This is a genomic window from Streptomyces sp. NPDC001927 (assembly GCF_053594455.1).
This window is the reverse complement of record NZ_JBSFEN010000005.1, coordinates 153833-176219: the sequence shown is the minus strand read 5'-3', so window position 1 is coordinate 176219 and position 22387 is coordinate 153833. Positions and strand designations below refer to the sequence as shown.

The 22387-nt window shown below is 70.9% G+C and carries 19 protein-coding genes; 9 read left to right on the top strand and 10 right to left on the bottom strand.

The window, feature by feature from the left end:
* The first annotated feature begins 48 nt into the window (after window positions 1-48).
* On the top strand, window positions 49-1593 hold the full coding sequence (locus ACWCO8_RS14735; protein ID WP_451032519.1) for a hypothetical protein: 1545 nt from the start codon (window positions 49-51) through the stop codon (window positions 1591-1593).
* 9 nt (window positions 1594-1602) lie between these two features.
* A complete protein-coding gene (locus ACWCO8_RS14730) occupies window positions 1603-1872 on the top strand; it encodes a DUF6406 domain-containing protein (RefSeq protein WP_451032518.1) in 270 nt (89 codons plus the stop codon).
* Between the two features lie 65 nt (window positions 1873-1937).
* Here ACWCO8_RS14730 and ACWCO8_RS14725 read toward each other — a convergent pair whose 3' ends face one another.
* The gene (locus ACWCO8_RS14725) at window positions 1938-2345 is read right to left on the bottom strand and encodes a cobalamin B12-binding domain-containing protein (RefSeq protein ID WP_362013769.1); all 408 of its coding nucleotides are present in this window, start codon (window positions 2343-2345) and stop codon (window positions 1938-1940) included.
* A gap of 296 nt (window positions 2346-2641) precedes the next feature.
* On the opposite strand from ACWCO8_RS14725, the gene ACWCO8_RS14720 reads away from it, so the two are divergent.
* Complete coding sequence (locus ACWCO8_RS14720; protein ID WP_451032517.1) at window positions 2642-3442, top strand: esterase/lipase family protein; 801 nt, start codon at window positions 2642-2644, stop codon at window positions 3440-3442.
* A gap of 244 nt (window positions 3443-3686) precedes the next feature.
* On the top strand, window positions 3687-5228 hold the full coding sequence (locus ACWCO8_RS14715) for a M23 family metallopeptidase (protein WP_451032516.1): 1542 nt from the start codon (window positions 3687-3689) through the stop codon (window positions 5226-5228).
* Between the two features lie 70 nt (window positions 5229-5298).
* Here ACWCO8_RS14715 and pcrA read toward each other — a convergent pair whose 3' ends face one another.
* Entirely contained in the window at window positions 5299-7758 is a 2460-nt protein-coding gene (gene pcrA / locus ACWCO8_RS14710) for a DNA helicase PcrA (protein ID WP_451032515.1), read from the bottom strand.
* A 278-nt stretch (window positions 7759-8036) separates the two neighbouring features.
* On the opposite strand from pcrA, the gene ACWCO8_RS14705 reads away from it, so the two are divergent.
* Window positions 8037-9200, top strand: a complete 1164-nt coding sequence (locus tag ACWCO8_RS14705) for an NlpC/P60 family protein (RefSeq protein ID WP_451032514.1) — start codon at window positions 8037-8039, stop codon at window positions 9198-9200.
* Window positions 9201-9250: 50 nt separating this feature from the next.
* Here the strand turns inward: ACWCO8_RS14705 and ACWCO8_RS14700 are convergent, their stop codons facing one another.
* On the bottom strand, window positions 9251-10201 hold the full coding sequence (locus tag ACWCO8_RS14700) for an FG-GAP repeat domain-containing protein (protein ID WP_451032513.1): 951 nt from the start codon (window positions 10199-10201) through the stop codon (window positions 9251-9253).
* A gap of 109 nt (window positions 10202-10310) precedes the next feature.
* Window positions 10311-10664: a hypothetical protein gene (locus ACWCO8_RS14695; protein ID WP_451032512.1), complete on the bottom strand. Its 354-nt coding sequence runs from the start codon at window positions 10662-10664 to the stop codon at window positions 10311-10313.
* Window positions 10665-11011: 347 nt separating this feature from the next.
* Between ACWCO8_RS14695 and ACWCO8_RS14690 the strand changes: the two genes are divergently transcribed.
* Both ACWCO8_RS14690 and ACWCO8_RS14685 read left to right on the top strand, forming a co-directional pair.
* On the top strand, window positions 11012-12082 hold the full coding sequence (locus tag ACWCO8_RS14690) for a C40 family peptidase (protein ID WP_362013758.1): 1071 nt from the start codon (window positions 11012-11014) through the stop codon (window positions 12080-12082).
* 89 nt (window positions 12083-12171) lie between these two features.
* Entirely contained in the window at window positions 12172-12606 is a 435-nt protein-coding gene (locus tag ACWCO8_RS14685) for a DUF3291 domain-containing protein (RefSeq protein ID WP_451032511.1), read from the top strand.
* Between the two features lie 756 nt (window positions 12607-13362).
* On the opposite strand, the gene ACWCO8_RS14680 is transcribed toward ACWCO8_RS14685, so the two are convergent.
* Both ACWCO8_RS14680 and ACWCO8_RS14675 read right to left on the bottom strand, forming a co-directional pair.
* Window positions 13363-14070: a response regulator transcription factor gene (locus ACWCO8_RS14680; protein ID WP_362013754.1), complete on the bottom strand. Its 708-nt coding sequence runs from the start codon at window positions 14068-14070 to the stop codon at window positions 13363-13365.
* On the bottom strand, window positions 14067-15335 hold the full coding sequence (locus ACWCO8_RS14675; RefSeq protein WP_362013752.1) for a PspC domain-containing protein: 1269 nt from the start codon (window positions 15333-15335) through the stop codon (window positions 14067-14069). The genes ACWCO8_RS14680 and ACWCO8_RS14675 overlap by 4 nt, the downstream gene beginning before the upstream one ends.
* Window positions 15336-15506: 171 nt before the next feature.
* Here ACWCO8_RS14675 and ACWCO8_RS14670 point away from each other — a divergent pair, with 171 nt between their 5' ends.
* Complete coding sequence (locus ACWCO8_RS14670; RefSeq protein ID WP_451032510.1) at window positions 15507-16859, top strand: PspC domain-containing protein; 1353 nt, start codon at window positions 15507-15509, stop codon at window positions 16857-16859.
* Window positions 16860-17015: 156 nt separating this feature from the next.
* Here ACWCO8_RS14670 and ACWCO8_RS14665 read toward each other — a convergent pair whose 3' ends face one another.
* From ACWCO8_RS14665 to guaA, 4 genes are all read right to left on the bottom strand, one after another.
* Complete coding sequence (locus tag ACWCO8_RS14665; RefSeq protein WP_362013748.1) at window positions 17016-17540, bottom strand: DoxX family protein; 525 nt, start codon at window positions 17538-17540, stop codon at window positions 17016-17018.
* Between the two features lie 88 nt (window positions 17541-17628).
* Window positions 17629-18861, bottom strand: a complete 1233-nt coding sequence (locus ACWCO8_RS14660) for a hypothetical protein (protein WP_451032509.1) — start codon at window positions 18859-18861, stop codon at window positions 17629-17631.
* Window positions 18862-19028: 167 nt separating this feature from the next.
* On the bottom strand, window positions 19029-19829 hold the full coding sequence (locus tag ACWCO8_RS14655) for a class II aldolase/adducin family protein (RefSeq protein ID WP_451032508.1): 801 nt from the start codon (window positions 19827-19829) through the stop codon (window positions 19029-19031).
* 125 nt (window positions 19830-19954) lie between these two features.
* A complete protein-coding gene (gene guaA / locus ACWCO8_RS14650) occupies window positions 19955-21556 on the bottom strand; it encodes a glutamine-hydrolyzing GMP synthase (protein ID WP_451032507.1) in 1602 nt (533 codons plus the stop codon).
* Window positions 21557-21888: 332 nt separating this feature from the next.
* Here guaA and ACWCO8_RS14645 point away from each other — a divergent pair, with 332 nt between their 5' ends.
* Entirely contained in the window at window positions 21889-22176 is a 288-nt protein-coding gene (locus tag ACWCO8_RS14645) for a chorismate mutase (RefSeq protein ID WP_451032506.1), read from the top strand.
* Window positions 22177-22387 lie beyond the last annotated feature (211 nt).

Below are 22387 nucleotides of genomic sequence, written 5' to 3'. Positions count from 1 at the left end.
GGTCGACCAGAGGGACCGAAGTCGGACACGGTCTTGGGGGGGCGCCGCATGAGCGAGCTGGATACGGGTACGAGTACGGACACGGTGGAACCGGAGATCAAGGATGTCCCCGCGCCCCAGAAGTCTGCCGACAGCGACACGTTCTGCGAACCCGTCGAGCCGGCAGAACCCGGGGACTTCCCTGAGGGCCCGGACGAGTCGGCCGATCAACTGAAGCCGGTTGCCCCGGAGATGGATGCCGACGACCCGCAAGAGCCAGCCGAACCCGAGGACTCCGAGGCGGCGGCTGAAACGGCGGCTGGCCCGGAGCCCCTTGAAGACGGGGCTGACGTCGACGAACCCGAGATGCCGGAGGTGGCGGCGGACTCCGCCCAAGAGGGCGCCGACGCCGAGGAACCTGTCGAGCCCGCGGCCGTGGACGAGAGTACGGAACCGTCCGAGACCTCCACGTCGGAGCCCGAGAACGTCACGGAAGCGGACGTGGACGACGTGCAATCGGATCCCGCCCCGGACCAGCAGGAGGAACCGGTCCCGGACGCCGAAGTGACGTCCGAGACCACATCAGAGGCCACATCCGAAGCCGCATCCGAGGCGACATCCGCTACGGACGGAACGGAACAGCTGAACGCACCTGAGGCCGAGACCCAAGAGGTCGACGAGACGGCTGTGCGGATCGAGCGCCCGGACATCGACCGCATGTATGACAAGGGCGCTGCGGCAGTGGAGTACGGGGACCCCATCAAGGAACTCGGCGTCCCCCTGTTCCAGGGTGAGCCGGGCCGGGATCAAGTGGCGCAGGGCAGTCTCAGCGACTGCGGAATCGTCTCCGTCATCGGGGCGGCCGCATCGGCACGCCCGGAGGTCATCAAGGAGAACATCAAGGAGAACGAGGACGGTACGTACTCCATCACGGTTCACGAGGCGCACTACGACGGCAATGGCTACGTGCCCGGTGATCGTGTCGAACTGTCCGTCACTCCGGACCTCCCCGTCCTCAAGGGATATCCGGAGAACGCCGCGTTCGTCTCGGTCAATCAAGCGGCCTGGCCGGCGCTGCTGGAGAAGGCGGCAGCCGGAATTGACGAGACGTGGCCGGAAGGGCGCCGTGACGTTTGGGAGCGGGATTGGTCGAACCAGACGGATTACAAGGTCCAGTACGACGAGACGGTGAATGCGGAGGACTTGGAAGGCCCTACTCCCTCGGGGTACGGCCGGCTGAACCAGGGAACCCCGTACTACAACCAGGCCGAACTCCTGACCCAGCTCACGGGTGAGCCCACCGACCTGGTCACGTTCCCCCAGGGGGAAGGGGCGGCGGACGTGCTCGAGGAGCAGATCAAGTCGAAGCTCTCCGAAGGGAAGGCCGTCATCGCGGCGACGCGAGGGGCGGATGCCGCGAACGGGGAGAGCCTGCTACCGAAGGACCTGGTCGGTGGTCACGCGTACGAGATCGTGTCCTATGACGCCGACGACGGAACCTTCACGTTGCACAACCCCTGGAACAGCCACCAGCCGGAGCCACTGACGGCGGACGAAATCATAGAATACTGTCAGCCCAAGGGATATCCGGGGCAGTACATAGCGCTTCGCTAGGGGAATGAAATGCCTGAAATCGACCGCGAATTCACGGTCAGGGGAGGTCAGATCATGCGACTGCCCTTCGGCACCGTCGGAGGCGTCGGAGCGATTGCCGCGCAGGAGGGGCAGCCTGCACAGGTGAGGCTCTTCATCGATGTACCGGGCGGCGTGAGCGGAGCACAGACCCTGCCCCTGGGAGCCGAGTTCGCCCTGGCCAACGGCACGTGGACTGTCGCCGAGATCAACAGTGCGGGTAGCGGCGAATGGTCCGCCCGCCTCCAGCGGACCGGCTGACACCACGCACGGAACGGACCCCGGCGTGCCGGGGTCCGCGCGGGGCGGGGGACGTCGCCGACCGGCTACGCGGCGACGCGGACGTTCTTGTTCACCCAGTCGACGATGGACGTGGTCGTCGCGCCCGGGGTGAAGATCTCCGCCACGCCCTTCTCCTTCAGCGGGGCGATGTCCGCCTCCGGGATGATGCCGCCGCCGAAGACCTTGATGTCCTCCGCGTCGCGCTCCTTCAGCAGCTCCAGCACCTTCACGAACAGCGTGTTGTGCGCGCCCGAGAGGATGGACAGGCCGATCGCGTCGGCGTCCTCCTGGATCGCCGTGTCCACGATCTGTTCGGGCGTCTGGTGCAGCCCCGTGTAGATGACCTCCATACCGGCGTCACGCAGCGCCCGCGCGATCACCTTGGCCCCGCGATCGTGGCCGTCGAGACCCGGCTTGGCCACCACCACGCGGATCGGACCGGTCACACCCATCTCTGCCTCCACATGCGACCCCCGCGCTTCATTGCCGGGGAGGTGAACGAACGTTATCGCCAGCATCCCGCACCCTGCTGTTTCGCGGAGGACTCCGAGGGGGAAATCACACGTGGGACATTGTTCGCTCTGCGCCGGACCCGCCCGGGCCCTCCTCCTGGGCCCACCAGCCGCAAAGGGTCGTGCGCAAAGGGAGCCGCTACGGGGTAGCCGTACGTCCGGGCCGCAGCCGCAGGTCCGGACGTACGGCTCACCGCACTGCCGTTCGGCCCCGCGTGCCGTTCGGGAGGCCGACGATGGAGCTCACCAGGCTCACCAAGGTCACGACCGCACTGAAGGCCAACGCCCTGGAGCTGGCCATCCTCACCGGCCACCTGCTCCTCTACCCCTCCGGAATGGTCGCCGAGCGCCCCGAGACCGACACGGTCGGCGAGGACGGCGCGAACCGGCGGCCCGGGACCGGACGGCCCGTGGTCCTCCTCCACGGCTTCGCCGACAACCGCTCCGTCTTCGTCCTGCTCCGCCGCTCCCTGGTCCGCCACGGCCGTCACCCGGTCGAGTCGTTCAACTACTCTCCGCTCACGAATGACCTGCGCGTCGCCGCCGAGCTGCTCGGCCGCCACGTCGAGGAGCTGTGCGCCCGGACCGGCCACCACGAGGTGGACATCGTCGGCCACAGCCTGGGCGGCCTCATCGCCCGTCATTACGTACAGCGCCAGGGCGGTGACGCGCGCGTGCGCACGCTCGTCATGCTCGGCACCCCGCACTCCGGCACCACCGCCGCCCCCTGGGCCGGCGCCCACCCCCTGGTGCGCCAGATGCGCCCCGGTTCGGACGTGCTCCAGGAGCTCGCCGAACCAGCCCCCGACTGCCGGACACGCTGCGTCAGCTTCTGGAGCGACCTGGACCAGGTGATGGTCCCGGTGGAGACGGCCCGGCTCGACCACCCCGATCTGCGCGTGCACAACGTTCGGGTCAGCGGCATCGGTCATCTCGCCCTGCCGGTGCATCCGACCGTGGCGGCAGGGATCCGCGAAGCGCTCGATGCCGACGACGACACCGAAGCCACCGAACCCGGAGCCGCCTCCGTGGCATGACCCGGCGCCCCTGACGACCCGCCAGAAGGTGTCTGTTCTTCGAACGTTCCTCGAACACAGGGCCAAGGCTCTCCCCCGAGGTCGCCGAAACACGGCCGATTGCCCGTTTCCTGTGGAACCAAAACCCTCGGAAGATTGTCGCTTGCGTATACCGCCGGGTACAGTCGCGCCACTGCTTTAACCCGGGACACCCTCGTCGGGCCCGCCCCGGACTGGCCCTGCCGCCGAGGCGAGAGAGAAGTTGGTGAACGACCAGCACCCCCACGCCGGGTACGTCGGAGACGACGCCCACAGCACCGGCAGCTTCGCCACCGACCCGCTCTTCGGCGCCCTCCCGGGCGGCTACGACGCCGGTCACAGCGGCCAGTACGACAGCACCCAGTGGACCGGCACCCAGCAGTGGGACACCACCGCGTACGGCGCCACCACGCATTACGACACCACGGGCCAGTTCGACACCACCGGGCAGTACGACACCACCGCCGCCCAGTACGGCACCGTCACCGCTCAGTACGACGCGGCGCAGTACGACACCACCGGCCAGTGGGACGCCTCCGCCTGGAACGAGGCCCAGCAGACCGGCCAGTACGAGACCGCGCACTTCGCCTCGTACGACACCACGGGCCAGTGGACGAACCCCTCCTTCGAGACGGGTACGTACGACGCCACCGCCTGGAACCAGGCCGAGCCCGTCGTTCCGCAGCAGTACACCCCCGAGTACGAGTACGTCCCCGAGCAGCCCGCCGCGTACGAAGAAGTCACGTACGAAGAAGTCGCCTACGAGGACGTCACCTACGCGACCGAATCCACCACCGCGTACGAAGTCGACTCCTCGCACGAGACGCACCAGTCGTACGAGACCCACGAGTCCCACGGTTCGTACGAGTCCTACGAGGACGACTACGACCAGGAGTACGCGTACGAGCACGACGCCGAGGACCCCGCCGTCGAGACCCTCACCGAGTCTCCGGCCGTTCCCGCGCCGGCCGCCGCATCCGCCGCCGGCCGACCCGTGCGCCGTTCCTCCGGCGGCAGCCGAGGCCGCCGCCGTACGCCCGCGAAGCGCTCCGCGCTGCTGACCGTCGCCGTTCCGTCCGCCTGTGTCATGGGCGTCGCCGGGATCGCCGCCGCCTCGGTCGGCGGCCTGTCGGACACCGGCGCCGGCACGAAGGACGACACGACGGCGCTCGCCGCCGCCGACCCCGCCTCCGTGAAGCCGGTCGCCGCCAACAACAAGCTGGACACCCAGCTCGCCGCACTGAGCGCCGACGCCCGCGACTTCGGCGACCGCGCCAGCCGCACCCAGGAGCGCATCGACCTCAAGGCCCGCCAGGAGGCGGAGCGGAAGAAGCGCGAGGAGGAGGCGGCCCGCAAGGAGGCGCTGCGCCCCAAGTTCGCGCTGCCGGTGAAGCTGCACCAGCTCAGCGCGAGCTACGGCCAGGCGGGCGTCAACTGGATGTCCGTGCACACCGGCATCGACTTCCCCGTCCAGTACGGCACGAAGGTCATGGCCGCGACGGACGGCACGGTCCGCACCCAGTACAACAGCGCCTACGGCAACATGGCGATCGTGACCGCGCCGGACGGCACCGAGACCTGGTACTGCCACCTGAGCAGCACCAAGATCCGCTCGGGCAAGGTCCAGGCCGGCGACGTCATCGCGTACTCGGGCAACTCGGGCAACTCCACCGGTCCGCACCTCCACTTCGAGGTCCGTCCGGGCGGCGGCGCGGCGATCGACCCCGAGGCGTGGCTGCGCAGCCACGGTCTCAACCCGACGGGCTGAGACCGACACCAGCACCGACCATGCGAGAGGGCCCCGGCCGAAGCCGGGGCCCTCTCGCATGTCCGCCGTCCTACAGCTTCTCGACCGGCGCGTACCGCAGCAGCAGCCGCTTCGGCTTCTCGTCGCCGAAGTCGATGGTCGCCTGCGCGTCGGATCCGGCGCCCGTGACCTGCATGACCGTGCCGAGGCCGAACTGGTCGTGCGTGACCCGGTCGCCGACCTGGAGGTTGATGACCGGCTTGTCGCTGGTCCGGCGGGTGGCGAAGCCCGAGGGGCCCGAGCGCGCACGGGAGGAGGAGAGCGAGGAGGTGATCCCCGAGGTCGGCCCGGCGGGCTTGGCCATGGGGCCGGTGCGCTTCCACTCCAGATACGTCGGCGGGATCTCCTCCAGGAAGCGCGACGCCGGGTTGTACGAGGGCTGGCCCCAGGCGCTGCGCATCGAGGAACGCGTCAGATAGAGCCGCTCGCGGGCGCGCGTGATGCCCACGTACGCGAGGCGCCGCTCCTCCTCCAGCTCCTTGGCCTGGCCGAGCGCGCGCATGTGCGGGAAGACGCCGTCCTCCATGCCGGTCAGGAACACCACCGGGAATTCGAGGCCCTTGGCGGTGTGCAGGGTCATGAGCGTGATGACTCCCGACCCCTCCTCGTCCTCGTCGGGGATCTGGTCGGAGTCGGCGACGAGCGCGACCTTCTCCAGGAACTCGGCCAGCGTGCCGGTCCCCTCCTCGCCGCGCTCCTGCTCGAACTCCAGGGCCACGGCGGCCAGTTCCTGGAGGTTCTCGATACGGGTCTCGTCCTGCGGGTCGGTGGACGCCTGCAGCTCGGCGAGGTACCCGGTGCGCTCCAGTACGGCTTCGAGGACGACGGCCGGGCCCGCGCCGGAGTCGACGACCGTACGGAGCTCCTCCATGAGGGTGTTGAAGCGCTTGACCGCGTTGGCGGAGCGGGCCGCCATGCCGTACGCCTCGTCGACCCGCTTCAGGGCCTGCGGGAAGGTGATCTTCTCCCGGAGGGAGAGGGCGTCGATCATCGCCTCGGCGCGCTCGCCGATGCCGCGCTTGGGCACGTTCAGAATGCGGCGCAGCGGGACGTTGTCCTCGGGGTTGGCGAGGACGCGCAGGTAGGCGAGGACGTCACGGACCTCCTTGCGCTCGTAGAAGCGCACACCACCGACCACCTTGTAGGGCAGGCCGACGCGGATGAAGATCTCTTCGAAGACACGGGACTGGGCGTTCGTCCGGTAGAAGACGGCGACGTCGCCGGCCTTCGCGTCGCCCGCGTCCGTGAGCCGGTCGATCTCGTCGGCGACGAACTGGGCCTCGTCGTGCTCGGTGTCCGCGACGTAGCCGGTGATCTGCGCGCCCGCGCCCGCGTTCGTCCACAGGTTCTTGGGGCGGCGGGACTCGTTGCGCTCGATGACGGCGTTGGCGGCGGAGAGGATCGTCTGCGTGGAGCGGTAGTTCTGCTCCAGGAGGATCGTCGTCGCGTTCGGGTAGTCCTCCTCGAACTGGAGGATGTTGCGGATCGTCGCGCCGCGGAAGGCGTAGATCGACTGGTCCGCGTCACCGACGACGCACAGCTCGGCCGGGTCCAGGTCGTCGTAGCCCGTACCGACCAGTTCCCGTACGAGGGTGTACTGCGCGTGGTTGGTGTCCTGGTACTCGTCGACGAGGACGTGGCGGAAGCGGCGGCGGTAGTGCTCGGCGACGTCCGGGAACGCCTGGAGCAGGTGGACCGTCGTCATGATGATGTCGTCGAAGTCCAGGGCGTTGGCCTCGCGCAGCCGCGCCTGGTACATCCGGTACGCCTCGGCGAGCGTCTTCTCGAAGCCGTCGGCGGCCTGGTCGGCGAAGGTCTCCTCGTCGATCAGCTCGTTCTTGAGGTTGGAGACCTTGGGGTTGAAGGACTTCGGCGGGAACTTCTTCGGGTCGAGGTCCAGGTCGCGGCAGACCAGCGCCATCAGGCGCTTGGAGTCGGCGGCGTCGTAGATCGAGAACGAGGACGTGAAGCCCAGGCGCTTGCTCTCGCGGCGCAGGATGCGGACGCACGCGCTGTGGAAGGTCATGACCCACATGGCGTTGGCGCGCGGGCCGACGAGCTGCTCGACGCGCTCCTTCATCTCGCCGGCGGCCTTGTTGGTGAAGGTGATCGCCAGTATCTGGCCGGGGTGGACGTGCCGCGTCCCCAGGAGGTGGGCGATGCGGTGGGTGAGCACCCGGGTCTTGCCGGAGCCGGCGCCCGCGACGATGAGCAGCGGGGAGCCGGTGTGGACGACGGCGGCGCGCTGCTGCTCGTTCAGCCCGTCCAGGAGCGCGGCGGCGTCCACGACGGGGCGGGCGGCTCCGTCGCGGTAGTAGGCGTCCCGGTTCGACGGCGCGTCGAAGCGGCCCTCGAAGAGGTCGTGCGGGACCTCCTCCGCGGCCTGGGCGCCGTGGGGGTGGTGCTCGTCGTCCTCGGGCGGGGGCGGGGGCTCCTCCGAGGAGTGGTTCTGGAGGCTCGCCAGGAAGCTGTCGTCAAAGAGGCTGCTCATCGCCTATCGAGTCTAGGCCGCCGCACTGACAGCCCGCTGCCACCTCCCGAAGTGACCCGAATCTTACGGAGGGTGACAGTCCGCTTCAGGTCACGAAAATGTATCGGGCATATCGAACATCGCCCTTCCCAGCCGCCCCACGGGTTGGCTAGCGTGCTCGCCCAGGCAGCCCGTTCCTCTCCGGCGGCGAAACGCGCCGAGCGGGCAGCTCACGCCGAACCCGGCCCTGCCTTCCGGCAGTCGACGCCGGTCGTCACCCTCGGCGGCCACGGAAGGAGATGCCGGTCTTGGCGTCCCATCGCAAGCCGCGCCCCACACGCCCGCATTCCCCCGCCGTCGGGGTCACGACGGCCGCACTCGCCGGGGTCACCCTGCTGACCTCGCAGAGCGCCCAGGCCGTGCCCACCTCCCCGCCGAAGCCCACGGTGGAGGAGGTCCAGAAGAAGGTCGACGACCTCTACCGGCAGGCCGGCACGGCGACGCAGCAGTACAACAAGGCCAAGGAGTCCACCGACGAGCAGCGCCGCAAGGTCGACCGGCTGCTCGACGACGTGGCGAAGCGCACGGAGGAGATCAACGAGTCCCGGCGGGCGCTCGGCTCCTACGCGGCGGCGCAGTACCGGGCGGGGGCCGTCGGCCCGACCGCCGCGCTGATCTTCGCGGACAGCCCGCAGTCGTACTTCGACCAGACCCACCTCATGGACCGGCTCTCCGAGCGCCAGCGCAGCGCGGTGGCGGACTACGAGGGCAAGCGCGTCGCCGCGGCGAAGCAGCGCGCGGAGGCGACGAAGAGCCTGGAGACGCTGACCGAGTCCCAGGCCACCCTGCGCACGACCAAGGAGACCGTCCAGCGGAAGCTGGGCGAGGCGCGGACGCTGCTGACCCGGCTGACGGCCGAGGAGAAGAAGCGGCTCGCGGAGCTGGAGGCCAAGCGGGAGGCCGAGGCGCGCCGCAAGGCGGAGGCGCGGGCCAAGGCGGAGGCCGAGGCCAGGGCCAAGGCGGCGGAGGCCGAGCGGCAGCGCCAGGAGGAGGCCCGTAGGACGCAGCCGACCGAGCCCGTCCAGCCCCCGGCGAACGGCGGCTCGACGTACGCGGCGAAGGCGGAGAAGGCGCTGGCGTTCGCCCGGGCCCAGATCGGCAAGCCGTACGTGTGGGGCGCGACGGGCCCCAGTTCGTACGACTGCTCGGGCCTGACGCAGGCCGCCTGGAAGGCCGCGGGCGTCGACCTGCCCCGTACCACCTGGGACCAGGTGGAGGTGGGGACCAGGATCGCGACGGACGATCTCCTCCCGGGCGACCTCGTCTTCTTCTACGACGACATCAGCCACGTCGGCCTGTACATCGGCGGCGGGAAGATGATCCACGCGCCGAAGCCGGGCGCGAACGTGCGCGAGGAGTCGATCTACTACATGCCGATCTACGGCAGCGTGCGCCCGGCGTAGTCACACGCGGGCCGGCCCTTCGTTCCGACGAGGCCGGCCCGCGTGCCCGACTACAGCAGGTTGTAGATCTGGAAGCCCCAGCCGATCTTGACCGGCGCTTTGTACGGGGCCTGGGCGTCGCCCGTGCCCGAGTAGCGGAACAGGTCGCCGTTCGGCTTGCGCGCGATCAGGTCCGACCGGCCGTCGGCATCGAGGTCGCCCACGGACAGCAGCCGGTCGTAGGTGTTCCAGCCGCCGCCGATCCTCGTACGCGTCTCGAAGGGGGCCTTGTAGTCGCCGGTGCCCTTGTAGAGCCACAGGCCGCCGGACGTGTCGCGGGCGACGATGTCGGCCTTGCCGTCACCGCTCAGGTCTCCCTGGCCGGCGAGCTGGGTGTACTGCCCCCAGCCCCCGCCGATGCGGAAGCGCGAGGTCAGCGAGCCGTCCGGGTACGCGAGGTACCCCCACAGGACACCGGCCTTGTCGAGACCGATGAGGTCGGCCTCCTGGGCGCCGCCGAGGGAGCCGGGGGACAGGACGGCGGTGTAGATGTTCCAGCCGGTGCCGACCTGCTTGCTGTGGTGCTCGAGGTTGTCGTCGATGTAGCTGTAGTCCAGCTTGCCGTTCTTGTCGAGGTACCAGGTGCCATCGCTCCACCCGTCCTTGTCGTTGTCGACGTTGATCACGTCGGCGAAGGCGTCGAAGGCGACCCCCACGTCGTACCGGTCGTCGAACCCGCCCTGCCGGTTCGGGTAGTAGTGGAACAGCTCTCCGTCCTGCGTCTGGACAGCCGTCATCGTGAACGTCGGCGTCTCCACGGGAGCGTCGGCGGTCGCGGCGGCGCGGGGCGCCTGGCTACGCCCTTCCTGGGCCCGCTGCTCGGCCGCGGCGGAGGCCCGCTCGGCCGCGCCGGCCGGGTCGCCGGAGGCGAAGGCGGTGCCGGCCGTGGCGGCGAGGGCGGCCACGACGGCGGTGGTGGCGAGTGCGCCCCGGAGCGCACGCGGACGTCGATTGAAGATCATGAAGTCCCCCCTGAGACGGTCGGCGGCAGGTGGTGTCCGCCGCCGATGATCACAAGCATCTCACCCGGGTCTGACAACGGGCTGTGCCGCGGCGGGTGGTGGGCGGCGATCAGGTCCAGAGCGTCGCGATGAAGATGTTCGCGACGGTCAGGCCACCGACGGCGGCGAAGAGCCCCTTGTCGACCGTCTCCTCGTCCCGCTTCACGTACACGAGCGCGAGGATGACCACGAGGACGGCCATCTTGATGCCGACCTTCACGTTGTTGACCGTCTGGTCGTCCGCCTGGTTGAGGCCGACCAGCGCGATACCGGTGACCAGCATCGTGAGCGCACCGTGCAGCATGGCGGGGCTGAAGCGGGCCGTACCCGCGCCCATCGCCTTCATCTGCGTGAGGAATCCACCGAGCAGCGCGGCGATTCCGATGATGTGCAGGGCGACGAAGACATTGATGAGTACGTCCATGGGGCGGAGCCTAACCGGGGCATAGCACCCGCGTTCGGCCGGGTCCAGTTCCTCGGGCCGTTCGGTCAGGCGCGGGCCGCAATGCGGTGTCCTCCCGTCGCGGCGGCCGGACGGGAACGGTCCCCAAGCATCAACTGACGCCAATAGCGATCAACTCCCCGCCCCCGGGTGAGGGGCAGGTTTAGCGTCCTCCCCCAGGTGGCCGGCTCCCCACCACCGTCGGTCCTTCCGGCGGCAGTCGGTCGCCCCCGCCGAGAAAATCCGCCGGTGGGCCGTCTCCCCTGTGCGGCCCATCGCCGGACCCGGTGGGCATCGACCCCCACAGGGAGAGGATGTGACCCGCCCTCGTGGCAGCGCACCGGAAGCCCAAGCACTCCCCCCTCGGCGGCCAGGCGGCACGGACCGCCGCCACGCTCGCCCTCGCCTCCGCGGCGACGGCGACCGTCTTCGAGGGCTCAGGGCACGCCGAGCCCCGGCTCACGCCCGCTCAGGTCAAGGCGAAGGTGGACCGGCTGTACCAGGAGGCCGAGGTGGCCACCGAGAAGTACAACGGCGCGAAGGAGAAGGCGGACGCGGCCCGGAACGCGCTCGACCGACTGCGGGACGAGTCGGCCCGCAGGACCGAGCGGCTCAACACCGTGCGCAACGGGCTCGGTTCCATCGCCACCGCGCAGTACCGTTCCGGCGGCCTGGACCCCGCGGTGCAGCTCGCGCTCACCTCCGACCCCGCGCAGTACCTGGCGCGCGCCGCGATCGCCGAGAAGGCCGGGGAGCGGCAGGCGGCGGCGATCACCTCGGTACGCCGTGAGCTCACCGGCCTCAGGCAGCTGCGATCCGAGGCGGACGAGCGCCTGTCCCAACTGCGCGGACACGAGACGGATCTGCGGACGCAGAAGGCTGCCGTGCAGACCAAGCTCGCGGAGGCACGCACACTGCTGGCCCGTCTGACGGCGGAGGAACGGTCCCGCTACGAGGCGGCGGTGGCCGGCTCGGGCCGGAGCGACACCGGTTCCGCGAACCGGGCCGACCGGGATGCGGGCAGCCCTCGTGGACCGATCGCGGCACCGAACGCCCGCGCCGCGGAGGCGATCTCCTTCGCCCGGAACCAGCTCGGCAAGCCGTACGTGTGGGGCGCCACGGGCCCGTCGGCGTACGACTGCTCGGGCCTGACGCAGGCCGCCTGGCGCGCGGCCGGGGTGGCGCTGCCCCGGACGACGTACACCCAGATCAACGCCGGCAAGCGCGTCTCCCGCTCCGAACTCGCCCCGGGCGACCTGGTGTTCTTCTACTCGGGGATCAGCCATGTCGGCCTGTACATCGGCGGCGGCCAGATGATCCACGCGCCCCGCCCGGGCGCGCCGGTGCGGGTCGCCCCGATCGACGAGATGCCTTTCGCGGGGGCGACGCGGGTGGGATGACGCGCCGAGGCCGAAACGGCTTGACCTTTGGATAGCGGCGCTATCTACTTGTATAGGTAGCGCCACTATCCATACATGGAGGACACGCCATGCCCACCCTCCCCTGGACCGTTCCGAACCAGGCCCGCCCCGGCACCGAGGCCTACGTCATGGCCTCACGCTTCGAGGTGCGCTCCCTGGCGGACGTCCCCCGGTTCTTCCTGAAGTCCCTCGCCGCCTGGCGCCAGGTGAAGTCGGCCCCCGGCGCCCTGGGCGCCTCCCTGATCGCCCAGCCCCTGAAGCGGACCTTCTACACCCTCTCGGCCTGGGAGAACCGCGACGCCCTCTACACCTACGCCCGCACCGAACCCCACCGCTCGATCACAACCGCCCTACGCCCCACGATGCGCGCCTCCACCTTCACCTTCTGGCAAACCCCGGCGGACCAGCTGCCCATCACCTGGAACGAGGCCAAACAACGCCTCACGGCCCAGGCGGCGGAGGCGGCGTCGGGCACCCCCGGCGGACCGGAGCACCAGGGCTGAACGCGGGAACGCAAGGCAAGGGAGCACGAACCTCACATGCTCTCCCCGCCCACTGCGAGACGGCGGCGCCACCAGAGGTCAGCACGCCACTGCCGGCCTTCGGCGAAGGGGTCAGGAAGAGTGCGCTCGAGGTAAGCGGCGTCCAGGGAGGCGACTTGCTGCTTCAGCTCGGCGCGGTGCCTGGAGGACAACTGTTGCAGAACCCCCTCAAGCACGTCACGGGCATGCCTGACATCGTCGAAGGAACAGCCGCGACACGAGCAGTGGGAGTCCTGGGGATACAAGGGCCGCCGCCCCGGCGGTTCCAAGAAGGCTTGATAGCGCCGCAGCGCGCGGACCGTGGCGCCGGGGAAGACGTAGTAGTCGCCCGAGAGGCGCTCCACTCGATGTATCGCCAGGCTCGTACGGGCGGAGAGCCCGTGGATCCGACTCGGCGGCGGGGCCTCCCAGATGCGAGGACCATGTTGTTGGGCACGCAGCGTGCCAGGCCGTCTACGCGGCATCGGCCCTTCGGTTTGCGGTCATGACCGCCATCATGCCAGCGGCACCTCTGACGGGACAGCCATTAGGGCGGCGCATCGCGGTCAACAGCCGTTCACCGGCGGGGTGGTGGAGAAGGCTGCGCGACCCGACACTTCCTGGTCGGGGAAGATGGCGGGATGACGGCGTGAGCCATGCGTGAAGGGGTGCAGCGGCAGTCCCGGCAGGAACCTGCCGGGGCTCGCGGGACTTGCGGGCGGTCGACCCCGCCGGGGCTCAGACCAGGCGGCGGGCGGTTGCCCAGCGGGTGAGTTCGTGGCGGTTGGAGAGTTGGAGCTTGCGGAGGACCGCCGAGACGTGGGACTCGACCGTCTTCACCGAGATGTAGAGCTGCTTGGCGATCTCCTTGTACGCGTAGCCACGGGCGATCAGCCGCAGGACCTCGCGCTCGCGCTGGGTCAGGCGGTCCAGGTCCTCGTCCACCGGTGGGGCGTCGGTGGAGGCGAAGGCGTCGAGGACGAAGCCGGCCAGGCGGGGGGAGAACACCGCGTCGCCCTCCTGGACCCGGAAGATCGAGTCGACCAGGTCGGTGCCCGTGATCGTCTTCGTCACGTAGCCGCGGGCGCCGCCGCGGATCACCCCGATCACGTCCTCCGCGGCGTCCGATACCGACAGGGCCAGGAACCGCACCGGGTCCTCGCTCGCCGTCATCAGGTTCGTGCAGCGGCGCAGCACCTCGACCCCGCCGCCGCCCGGCAGGTGGACGTCGAGGAGGACGACCTCGGGGCGGGTCGCGGTGATCACCGTGACCGCCTGGTCGACATCGGCGGCCTCGCCGACCACCTCGACGCCGGTGACGTCGGTCCGGCCGATCTCCGCCTGCACGCCCGTACGGAACATCCGGTGGTCGTCGACGAGCACGACCCGCACCCGACGCTCCGCGCTCGGCTCCGCCGTCGTCCCGGTCCCGGTCTCGTCGCTCATCCGTCCGCCCTCTCCATCTCAAGCTCCACTTCGGTGCCCCCGCCCGGCACGGACCGCAGCCGGGCCGAACCGCCGTTGCGCTGCATCCGGCCGATGATCGATTCTCGTACGCCCATCCGGTCCTCGGGCACCGCGTCGAGGTCGAAGCCCGGTCCCCGGTCCCGCACGGAGACGAAGACCGTACGGCCCTCCACCTCCGCGTAGACCTGAACGGCCCCGCCCTCGCCACCGTACTTGGCGGCGTTGACCATCGCCTCGCGCGCGGCCTGCATCTGCGCGGTCAGTTTCTCGTCGAGCGGGCAGTCGCCCACGACCACGACCTCCAGGGGGACGCCGTGCTGGTCCTCCACCTCGGCGGCGGCCCGCTTGACCGCCTCCGCGAGGGTCTCGGGCTCCTCGCCCTCGTCCTTGCCGGTGCCCTCCGGCTTGTACAGCCAGTTCCGCAGCTCCCGCTCCTGCGCGCGGGCCAGCCGACGCACCTCGCCGGGCTCGTCCGCGTTGCGCTGGATCAGCGTGAGCGTGTGCAGGACGGAGTCGTGGACATGGGCCGCGACCTCGGCGCGCTCCTGCGCGCGGATGCGCATGGTCCGCTCCTCGGAGAGGTCCTGCGACATCCGGACCAGCCACGGTCCGGCGAGCAGGGCTATGCCCGTGAGGACGGCTATCGCGGCGGTCAGCGCCGTGCCCAGCTGGGCCGCCGAGCCCCGGACCACCATGAAGACGGTCAGGCCCATGCCGACGAGGGCGACGCCCGCGAAGCCGCGGGCGAGCTGGAGGGTGCGCCGGCGGCGGCCGGCCTCGGTCCAGCTGGCCCGGCGGGCGTTGTCCGCCTGCCGCCAGACGAGGACCACGCCGACGCCGATGAGGAGGGTGGGCCAGACATAGCGGTCGGTCCGGTTGCCCCAGTCGATGTTGCCCGCGAAGACCGCGGCGCCGACGGCCAGCGCGATCAGCGCGAAGATCTGGCCCCGGTCGGGCTTGCGCAGCCGGCGGCGGCCGTCCGGGGTGGTCTCGAAGACCGGGCGGGGCGCGCTGCGGCCGCCGACGCCGAGCGGGACGACGATCCAGAACACCGCGTAGAGCAGGGCGCCGAGGCCATCCGCGAGGAGGAGGCCCACGAACAGCACGCGGACCCAGACCACGGGCAGTCCCAGATGGCCCGCGAGGCCGCGCGCGACACCGCCGAGCCACCGTCCGTCGGCGCTCCGGTAGAGCTTGCGCACGGGCGGTTCGTCGGTCTCCGGAACGCGGGCGGCTGCTGGCATGCACCGATCGTCACACGTCCGGCCCGGGCGGCACATCAGGGTCGGTCCCTGAGATCGCCCCTAGGAAGCGCCCCCTAGGAGGCTCTCGGGGTGGACCGGCGCCGGAATATCAGGGTCGGGCCAGGGTCGATCCCGGTGCCGCGGCGGGACGGCGGCGGTCACCATGGACGCATGACGAGTTCCACGCCTTCCTCGCACGAGGCCCCGCCGCCGGCGGAGGCCCCACCGTTCGCGTCCCTGCGCCGTTCGCGGCAGCACCGGGTCGTGGCCGGTGTGTGCGGTGGTCTCGGCCGGCACTTCGACCTCGATCCGGTGATCTTCCGTATCGCGATCGGCGTGCTGTCCGTGACCGGCGGCCTCGGGCTGATCTTCTACGGCTTCGCGTGGCTGCTGATCCCGGCCGGGGGCGAGGAGGAGAACGAGGGCCGCAGACTGCTCTCCGGCCGCGTCGACGGGGCCGCGCTTGCGGCGGTGCTGATGGCCCTGGTGGGCTGTGGTGTCTTCCTGTCGATGCTGCGCAACGGCGGGACGCTCGCGTTCGCGGTGATGCTGTCGATAGCGGTGTGCGGCGCGGCGGTCTGGTCCCAGCGGCGTGCGCAGGTCTCCGCCGGTGACACCGAGGGCCGGAAGGACGCGGCGACGGCGGCCACCGTCGCGGACGCCCCGCCGGAGGCGAAGGCTCCTCCGCTGGTGGAGTTCCCGTCCTGGTGGAAGGACCCCATAGTCAAGGACGGCTCGACCGGCAGGATCGCCGTCGGCTATCTCTGGGGCCCGCACGGCGCGGACGCGGAGGGCCGGCTCCCGAGCGGCGAGGTCCCGGTGCCCGGAAGCCAGTGGGGCTCGGACGGTTCGGCGGCCGCGCGGCGGCCGCAGGCCTCCACGGTCCGGCGCGGACCGCGCTCCATCGGCGGCCCGGTCTTCCTCCTCGCGCTCCTCGCGGGCGGGCTCGGGACGGGCCTGTCGTGGGAGACCCAGCCGTTCGGGACGAGCCTGCAGATCGGCCTGGTCGCCGCGCTCGCGGTGTTCGGCCTGGGTCTGGTGATCAGCAGCTTCCTCGGCCGGACCGGGTTCGGGACGATCTTCCTGACCGTGGTCACCGCGGGCCTGCTCGCGGCGGCGGCGGCGCTGCCCAAGGACATCTCCACGGAGTGGGTCCGGACGACCTGGAAGCCGGCCTCGGTCGCCGCCGTCCAGCCCCGGTACGAACTGGGCACGGGCGTCGGCACGCTCGACCTGTCCCAGCTCGCCGTCCCCGCGGGCACCACGGTCGACGCCGAGGCAGAGGTCGGCGCGGGCAAGCTGGAGGTGATCGTGCCGAAGAACGTGACGGTGAAGCTGCGGGCGCAGGTGGGCCTGGGCGATGTGCAGCTGCCGCAGCAGCGCGCCGAGGACATCGACATCGCACCCGACATCGACGAGAGCCGGACGCTGGCCCCGCCGGCGGGCACCACACCCGGTGGGACGGTGGAGCTCTCGCTGGAGATAGGTCTCGGACAGGTGGAGGTCACCCGTGCTGCTTCATGAGTTCCGACCGGGCCGGCTGGTCGCCGGCGGGACGGCCGTCGCCCTCGCCGTGATGTACGCGGGCGACGCCGCGAACGCCTGGGCGATCCCCTGGTACGGAGTGATCCCGGTGCTCTGCGGAGGCCTGGGCGTGGCCGCCCTGGTGACCTGGGTCGCCTACCGGGTGCGCCGTCGCGCGGCGAGGACGGCGTCGAGCGAGAAGGACGAGGCGCCGGCCAGCACGAGCGGGAGCCAGGCCATGAGATAGGCGAGGTCGTTGCCGTAGTAGTACGGGTTGACCTGCCAGCTCACGGTCAGCCAGAGACTCAGGGAGATCAGCGCGCCGCCGAGCGCGGCGACCCGGGCGAACAGGCCCACCAGGGTGCCGATGCCGACGGCCAGCTCGCCGAAGGCGATGGCGTAGCCGAAGCCGACCGGGCTCTTGAGCGCCAGGTCGACCAGGGCCGGGATGGCCGAGGTGTCCCGGACGCCGCGCATCATCTCGCCGATCGACCCGCTCCCGGTGTCGGCCATGAAGGCGGAGTCGGTGAGCTTGTCGAGCCCGGCGTAGATGAAGGTGACGCCGAGGAAGACGCGCAGCGGCAGCAGCGCGTACCGCGACCCGGCCTCCTTCCAGGCGGCGAACCGCCCGCCCGTCCCCGCCGTTCTCGCCCACGTCGGTCCCGCGCTGTGCTGTGACATCGTCGGCCTGCCTCTCCACGCCACTGTCCGCAGAACCGATTGTCCCCGGAGCCCCGCCGTGTGGATACGTGGAGAACGCCGCGCGTGTTCAGTCGACGACGTCGATGGTGACCCGATTGGTCTCCACGCCCGAGGCCGTCACCACCCACACCTCGACCCGCCCCGGCTCCACGTCGACCGGGAGCGGGACGGTGAGGGACGAGTCCGTGGGGTTGGCGAAACCGCCCGGGACCGGGACCAGCGGAACGTGGGCGTGGACGGCGCCGACGCGCACGACCAGTCGGGTCAACGCGTCCGGGCCGGAGGCCCCCGGCGGTACGAATCCGGCGCCCCGGATCTCGATGTCGTCGCCCGTACGGATCGGGGCGTCCAGGTCGCCGGCCTCGCGGGAGCGGACGACCGAGAGGACGACGGGCCGGCCGCCCTGGACGCAGAGGGCGGCGACGTAGCCGGCCGCCGCCACGGCGACGAGGAGCACGAGCGCCCAGGGCACCTCGGGCAGCCGGCCCGGCTCGCGCGCGAGCCGCACGGCGGCGAGGACGAGGGCGGCGCCGGAGGCCAGGACGTAGGCGACATCCCCAAGAGCGGCGCGGCCGTCGTCGTCGCACAGCAGGTCGGCGGCGCGGGGCCGGTCGGCCCGCACCTTCTGCAGCCGCTGCCCGACCACCCGGCCCCACACGATCCGCCGGGCCGCGACGGCGACGGCCGCCGTCAGCGCGAAGACGGTGAGCAGCCCGGCGCCGTGCCGCACCCCCAGGCCGACCCGCTCGACGTCGCCGGTGGCCAGCCGCAGGGCCAGGAAGAGCACGGTGTAGACGGCGAGGAGGAGCCAGCCGGCGGCGACCGCGCGGGAGGTGGAGAGCCGGTTGTCCTCCCCGATCAGCGGGGCGAGGACCCCGCCGCGCGCCCGGTGCGCGTGGGCGGCGAAGGTGAGCGGGACGGCGAGGGCGAGCGCGGCGACCAGGCCGGCCGTGCGCGGCCCGGTCCAGCCCGCACCGATCGCGGTGAGCGCCTGGGCGAGCAGCAGGGCGACGACCCCGCCCCAGACGACGCCCAGCGTCCCGGACCTGACCCGCCGCAGCCAGGCCTCGCCCGCACCGCGCCCGCCCGCCGCGACCGCGCGCGCCGACTGGGCGAGCGCGTCGGAGACCCACTGCCGCGAGGCACCCGGCGAGTGCGCGACGGCGGCGGGCACGCCCTCGCCGACGGCGAGTTCGTCCCGCCGGGCGAGGAAGGCGGCGACCGCACGCCGGTGACCCGTGCGCCCGCTCTCCGCGCACCCCGCGTGGTCATGGCACTGTCTCGCCTCTTGCACCGCCACGGCGCTCACTTCCCGATCCGTCCGACCGTCCGTCGACCCTTCGTCAACTGACCCTTGAGTATGGGGAATTGTGCCGTACCGAAACGCCTCCCACGCGCTCCGAGCGCCCCGCGCGGGGGTGATTGAACCGTCATCACATTGACGTAAAGACAGCTGAGGACACCGTGTTACGACAGCAGTTCGGGCTCCGTGCGGCTGATCCTGCGCCAGAGCGGCTGGTAGTTGATCCAGGCGGCGAGATCGGCGCCGAGCTGCTCCCGGGTGGCGACCGCGTCCTTGTGCCCGATCGGCACCGGCTTGCCCGCCGCCCGCGCGGTCAGCTGCACCTGGGCGCACCGTTCCATGGCGATGAACCACCAGGCCGCCGCGTCGACCGAGGTCCCGACGGTCAGGAGCCCGTGGTTGCGCAGCACGATCCCCTTGTACGGGCCGAGGGCGACGGCGATGCGCCGCGCCTCCTCGCGGTCGACGGTGACACCGGTGTACGCGTCGTAGAGCGCGTGGTCCTGGTAGAAGGCGCAGGCCTCCTGCGTGATGGGCTCGATCAGCTCGCCGAGCGCGGCGAGCGCCCGCCCGTGGACGGAGTGGCTGTGCGCGACGGCGACGACGTCCGGCCGCGCCCGGTGGACCTCGGCGTGGACGGCGAAGGCGGCCTGGTTGACGTGTTCGCCGCCTTGGACCACCTGCCCGTCCCCGTTGACCAGGACGAGGTCGCTCGCGGTCAGCTCGGCGAAGGGCGCACCGAAGGGGTTCACCCAGAAGCAGTCGGCGTACTGGGGGTCCCGGGCGGTCACATGACCGGAGACGCCCTCCTCGTACCCGAACCGGGCGAAGAGCCGGAGCGCGCCCGCGAGTCTCCGCTTGCGGTACGTCCGCTCCTCCTCGACGGTCCCGTGGACGGGAGGCATCGCGACATGCAGCCGATCGACAGGTACGGGGGCGGGTACGGAGGCCGGTGTCTCGCTCATGCGCGGGAAGGTAACGCCGGGCCCCGCAACTGACCAGACAGATCACACGACCGACAACGACCGACACGACGAAACCGCCGCCCCCGGATGGTGGGGGCGGCGGTTTCACACACGTACGGGAGCGACTACTCCCACTCGATGGTGCCCGGCGGCTTGCTCGTCACGTCGAGCACCACGCGGTTCACATCGGCGACCTCGTTCGTGATCCGCGTCGAGATCTTCGCGAGCACGTCGTACGGCATCCGCGTCCAGTCCGCCGTCATCGCGTCCTCGGACGAGACCGGGCGAAGCACGATCGGGTGGCCGTACGTCCGGCCGTCGCCCTGCACGCCCACGGAGCGCACATCGGCGAGCAGGACCACCGGGCACTGCCAGATCTCGCGGTCGAGACCGGCGGCCGTCAGCTCCTCGCGGGCGATGGCGTCGGCCTCGCGCAGCAGGTCCAGACGGTCCTTGGTGACCTCGCCGACGATCCGGATACCGAGGCCGGGGCCGGGGAACGGCTGCCGCTGGACGATCTCCTCCGGCAGGCCGAGCTCCTGGCCGACCATGCGGACCTCGTCCTTGAACAGCTGGCGCAGCGGCTCGACGAGCTCGAACTCCAGGTCCTCGGGGAGGCCGCCCACGTTGTGGTGGGACTTGATGTTCGCGGTGCCGGTGCCGCCGCCGGACTCGACGATGTCCGGGTAGAGCGTGCCCTGGACGAGGAAGGCGACGTCCTCGCCGTGGCCCGCCGACTCGGCGACGATCTCGGCCTGCGCCTGCTCGAAGACGCGGATGAACTCGCGGCCGATGATCTTCCGCTTCTCCTCGGGGTCCGAGACCCCGGCGAGCGCGGTGAGGAACCGCTCCTGCGCGTCGACGACCTTCAGCTGGACGCCGGTCGCGGCGACGAAGTCCTTCTCGACCTGCTCGGTCTCGCCCTTGCGCATCAGACCGTGGTCGACGTAGACGCAGGTCAGCTGCGAGCCGATGGCCTTCTGCACGAGCGCGGCGGCCACGGCGGAGTCGACGCCGCCGGAGAGACCGCAGATGGCGCGCTTGCTGCCGACCTGCTCGCGGATGGCCGCGACCTGCTCCTCGATCACGTTGCCCGTGGTCCACGACGGCTCGATGCCGGCGCCGCGGTAGAGGAAGTGCTCCAGGATCTGCTGGCCGTGCGTGGAGTGCAGCACCTCGGGGTGGTACTGGACGCCGTACAGCTTCTGCGCGTCGTTCTCGAAGGCGGCGACCGGCACGACGTCCGTGGACGCGGTGACGGTGAAGCCCTCGGGGGCGGCGGAGCAGGCGTCGCCGTGCGACATCCACACGGACTGCTCGGTCGGGGTGCCCTCGAAGAGGGTCGAACCGGCCTTGGAGACGTGCAGCGGCGTACGGCCGTACTCGCGGGCGCCCGTGTTGTCGACGGTGCCGCCGAGGGTGGTCGCCATCAGCTGGAAGCCGTAGCACATGCCGAAGACGGGGACGCCGGCCTCGAAGAGCGCGCGGTCGAGGCGCGGGGCGTTCTCCGCGTAGACGGAGGACGGGCCGCCGGAGAGGATGATCGCCTTGGGCTTCTTGGCCAGCATCTCGGCCACCGGCATGGTGGACGGGACGATCTCGCTGTAGACCCGCGCCTCACGGACGCGACGGGCGATGAGCTGGGCGTACTGAGCGCCGAAGTCGACAACGAGGACTACGTCCGGGTTGGTGACGTCGGGCGCGGCAGCGGGAGTCGCTGATGACACTACGGCGGCCTTCCGGCGGTAGGGAGGGGGTCCGAGGGGTCCCCCGAACGGGGGCTATTTGTCGATTCTACCGGCGCGGCGGTGCCACTTTTCGTCTCACCATCCGAACCCGGGTTGTCCCCGGTCCCGCACGAGGGGACATACTGTCCGCATGCGCAAGCTCTCGACCTTCGTCTTTACCTATGGCACCGGCCCGTCCGGCTGCCATGGTCGTGCTGCTTGAGCAACTGACAAGCGACTTCCCAGGCGCCCCGGGCCGACAAGGCCCGGGGCGTTCTGTCGTTTCCGGGCCGAGTCGCTCCGGGGCATCCGACACCCCGAGGAGCCCCACCATGACCGCCACCACCACCGAGAAGACCGGCGCCCGCACCGACGAGGCGGCCGCGCTCATCGGCGACGCGCGCGAGCGCATCGACGCGCTCGACGACCGGATCATCGGCCTGATCCAGGAACGGATGGCCGTCTCGGCCGTGATCCAGGAGGCCCGCATCGGCTCGGGCGGCCGCCGGGTGAACCTCGCGCGCGAGATGGAGGTGCTCGGCCACTACAGGGACGCGCTGGGCAAGCCGGGCACGGCGCTCGCGATGACGATGCTGGAGCTGTGCCGCGGCCGCATCTGAGCGCCTCCCGCAAGCGGGCGTCGGTACGGACCTGAGTTCGGGCCCGCTCTCACCCGTACGGCGCGTGACCGGCTCCCGCACCCCTTCGTTGGTCCCGTTGTCCGTGCCACCCAGGGGCGGGCCCGAAAAAACCACGCGTGGCTTCGCTGGGGCGTGTGACGTACCGCAAGTACGTCGTGGGACCTCGCCCCAGCGCGTGTGACCGGACGGC

Coding starts and splice junctions, on each gene's coding strand:
- ACWCO8_RS14695 (WP_451032512.1), bottom strand. CDS start 10,664: ATGGACGTACTCATCAATGTCTTCGTCGCCCTGCACATCATCGGAATC.
- ACWCO8_RS14665 (WP_362013748.1), bottom strand. CDS start 17,540: ATGTCACAGCACAGCGCGGGACCGACGTGGGCGAGAACGGCGGGGACG.
- ACWCO8_RS14735 (WP_451032519.1), top strand. CDS start 49: ATGAGCGAGCTGGATACGGGTACGAGTACGGACACGGTGGAACCGGAG.
- ACWCO8_RS14720 (WP_451032517.1), top strand. CDS start 2,642: ATGGAGCTCACCAGGCTCACCAAGGTCACGACCGCACTGAAGGCCAAC.
- ACWCO8_RS14685 (WP_451032511.1), top strand. CDS start 12,172: ATGCCCACCCTCCCCTGGACCGTTCCGAACCAGGCCCGCCCCGGCACC.
- pcrA (WP_451032515.1), bottom strand. CDS start 7,758: ATGAGCAGCCTCTTTGACGACAGCTTCCTGGCGAGCCTCCAGAACCAC.
- ACWCO8_RS14675 (WP_362013752.1), bottom strand. CDS start 15,335: ATGCCAGCAGCCGCCCGCGTTCCGGAGACCGACGAACCGCCCGTGCGC.
- ACWCO8_RS14730 (WP_451032518.1), top strand. CDS start 1,603: ATGCCTGAAATCGACCGCGAATTCACGGTCAGGGGAGGTCAGATCATG.
- ACWCO8_RS14725 (WP_362013769.1), bottom strand. CDS start 2,345: ATGGGTGTGACCGGTCCGATCCGCGTGGTGGTGGCCAAGCCGGGTCTC.
- ACWCO8_RS14705 (WP_451032514.1), top strand. CDS start 8,037: ATGCCGGTCTTGGCGTCCCATCGCAAGCCGCGCCCCACACGCCCGCAT.
- ACWCO8_RS14645 (WP_451032506.1), top strand. CDS start 21,889: ATGACCGCCACCACCACCGAGAAGACCGGCGCCCGCACCGACGAGGCG.
- ACWCO8_RS14655 (WP_451032508.1), bottom strand. CDS start 19,829: ATGAGCGAGACACCGGCCTCCGTACCCGCCCCCGTACCTGTCGATCGG.
- ACWCO8_RS14700 (WP_451032513.1), bottom strand. CDS start 10,201: ATGATCTTCAATCGACGTCCGCGTGCGCTCCGGGGCGCACTCGCCACC.
- ACWCO8_RS14680 (WP_362013754.1), bottom strand. CDS start 14,070: ATGAGCGACGAGACCGGGACCGGGACGACGGCGGAGCCGAGCGCGGAG.
- ACWCO8_RS14670 (WP_451032510.1), top strand. CDS start 15,507: ATGACGAGTTCCACGCCTTCCTCGCACGAGGCCCCGCCGCCGGCGGAG.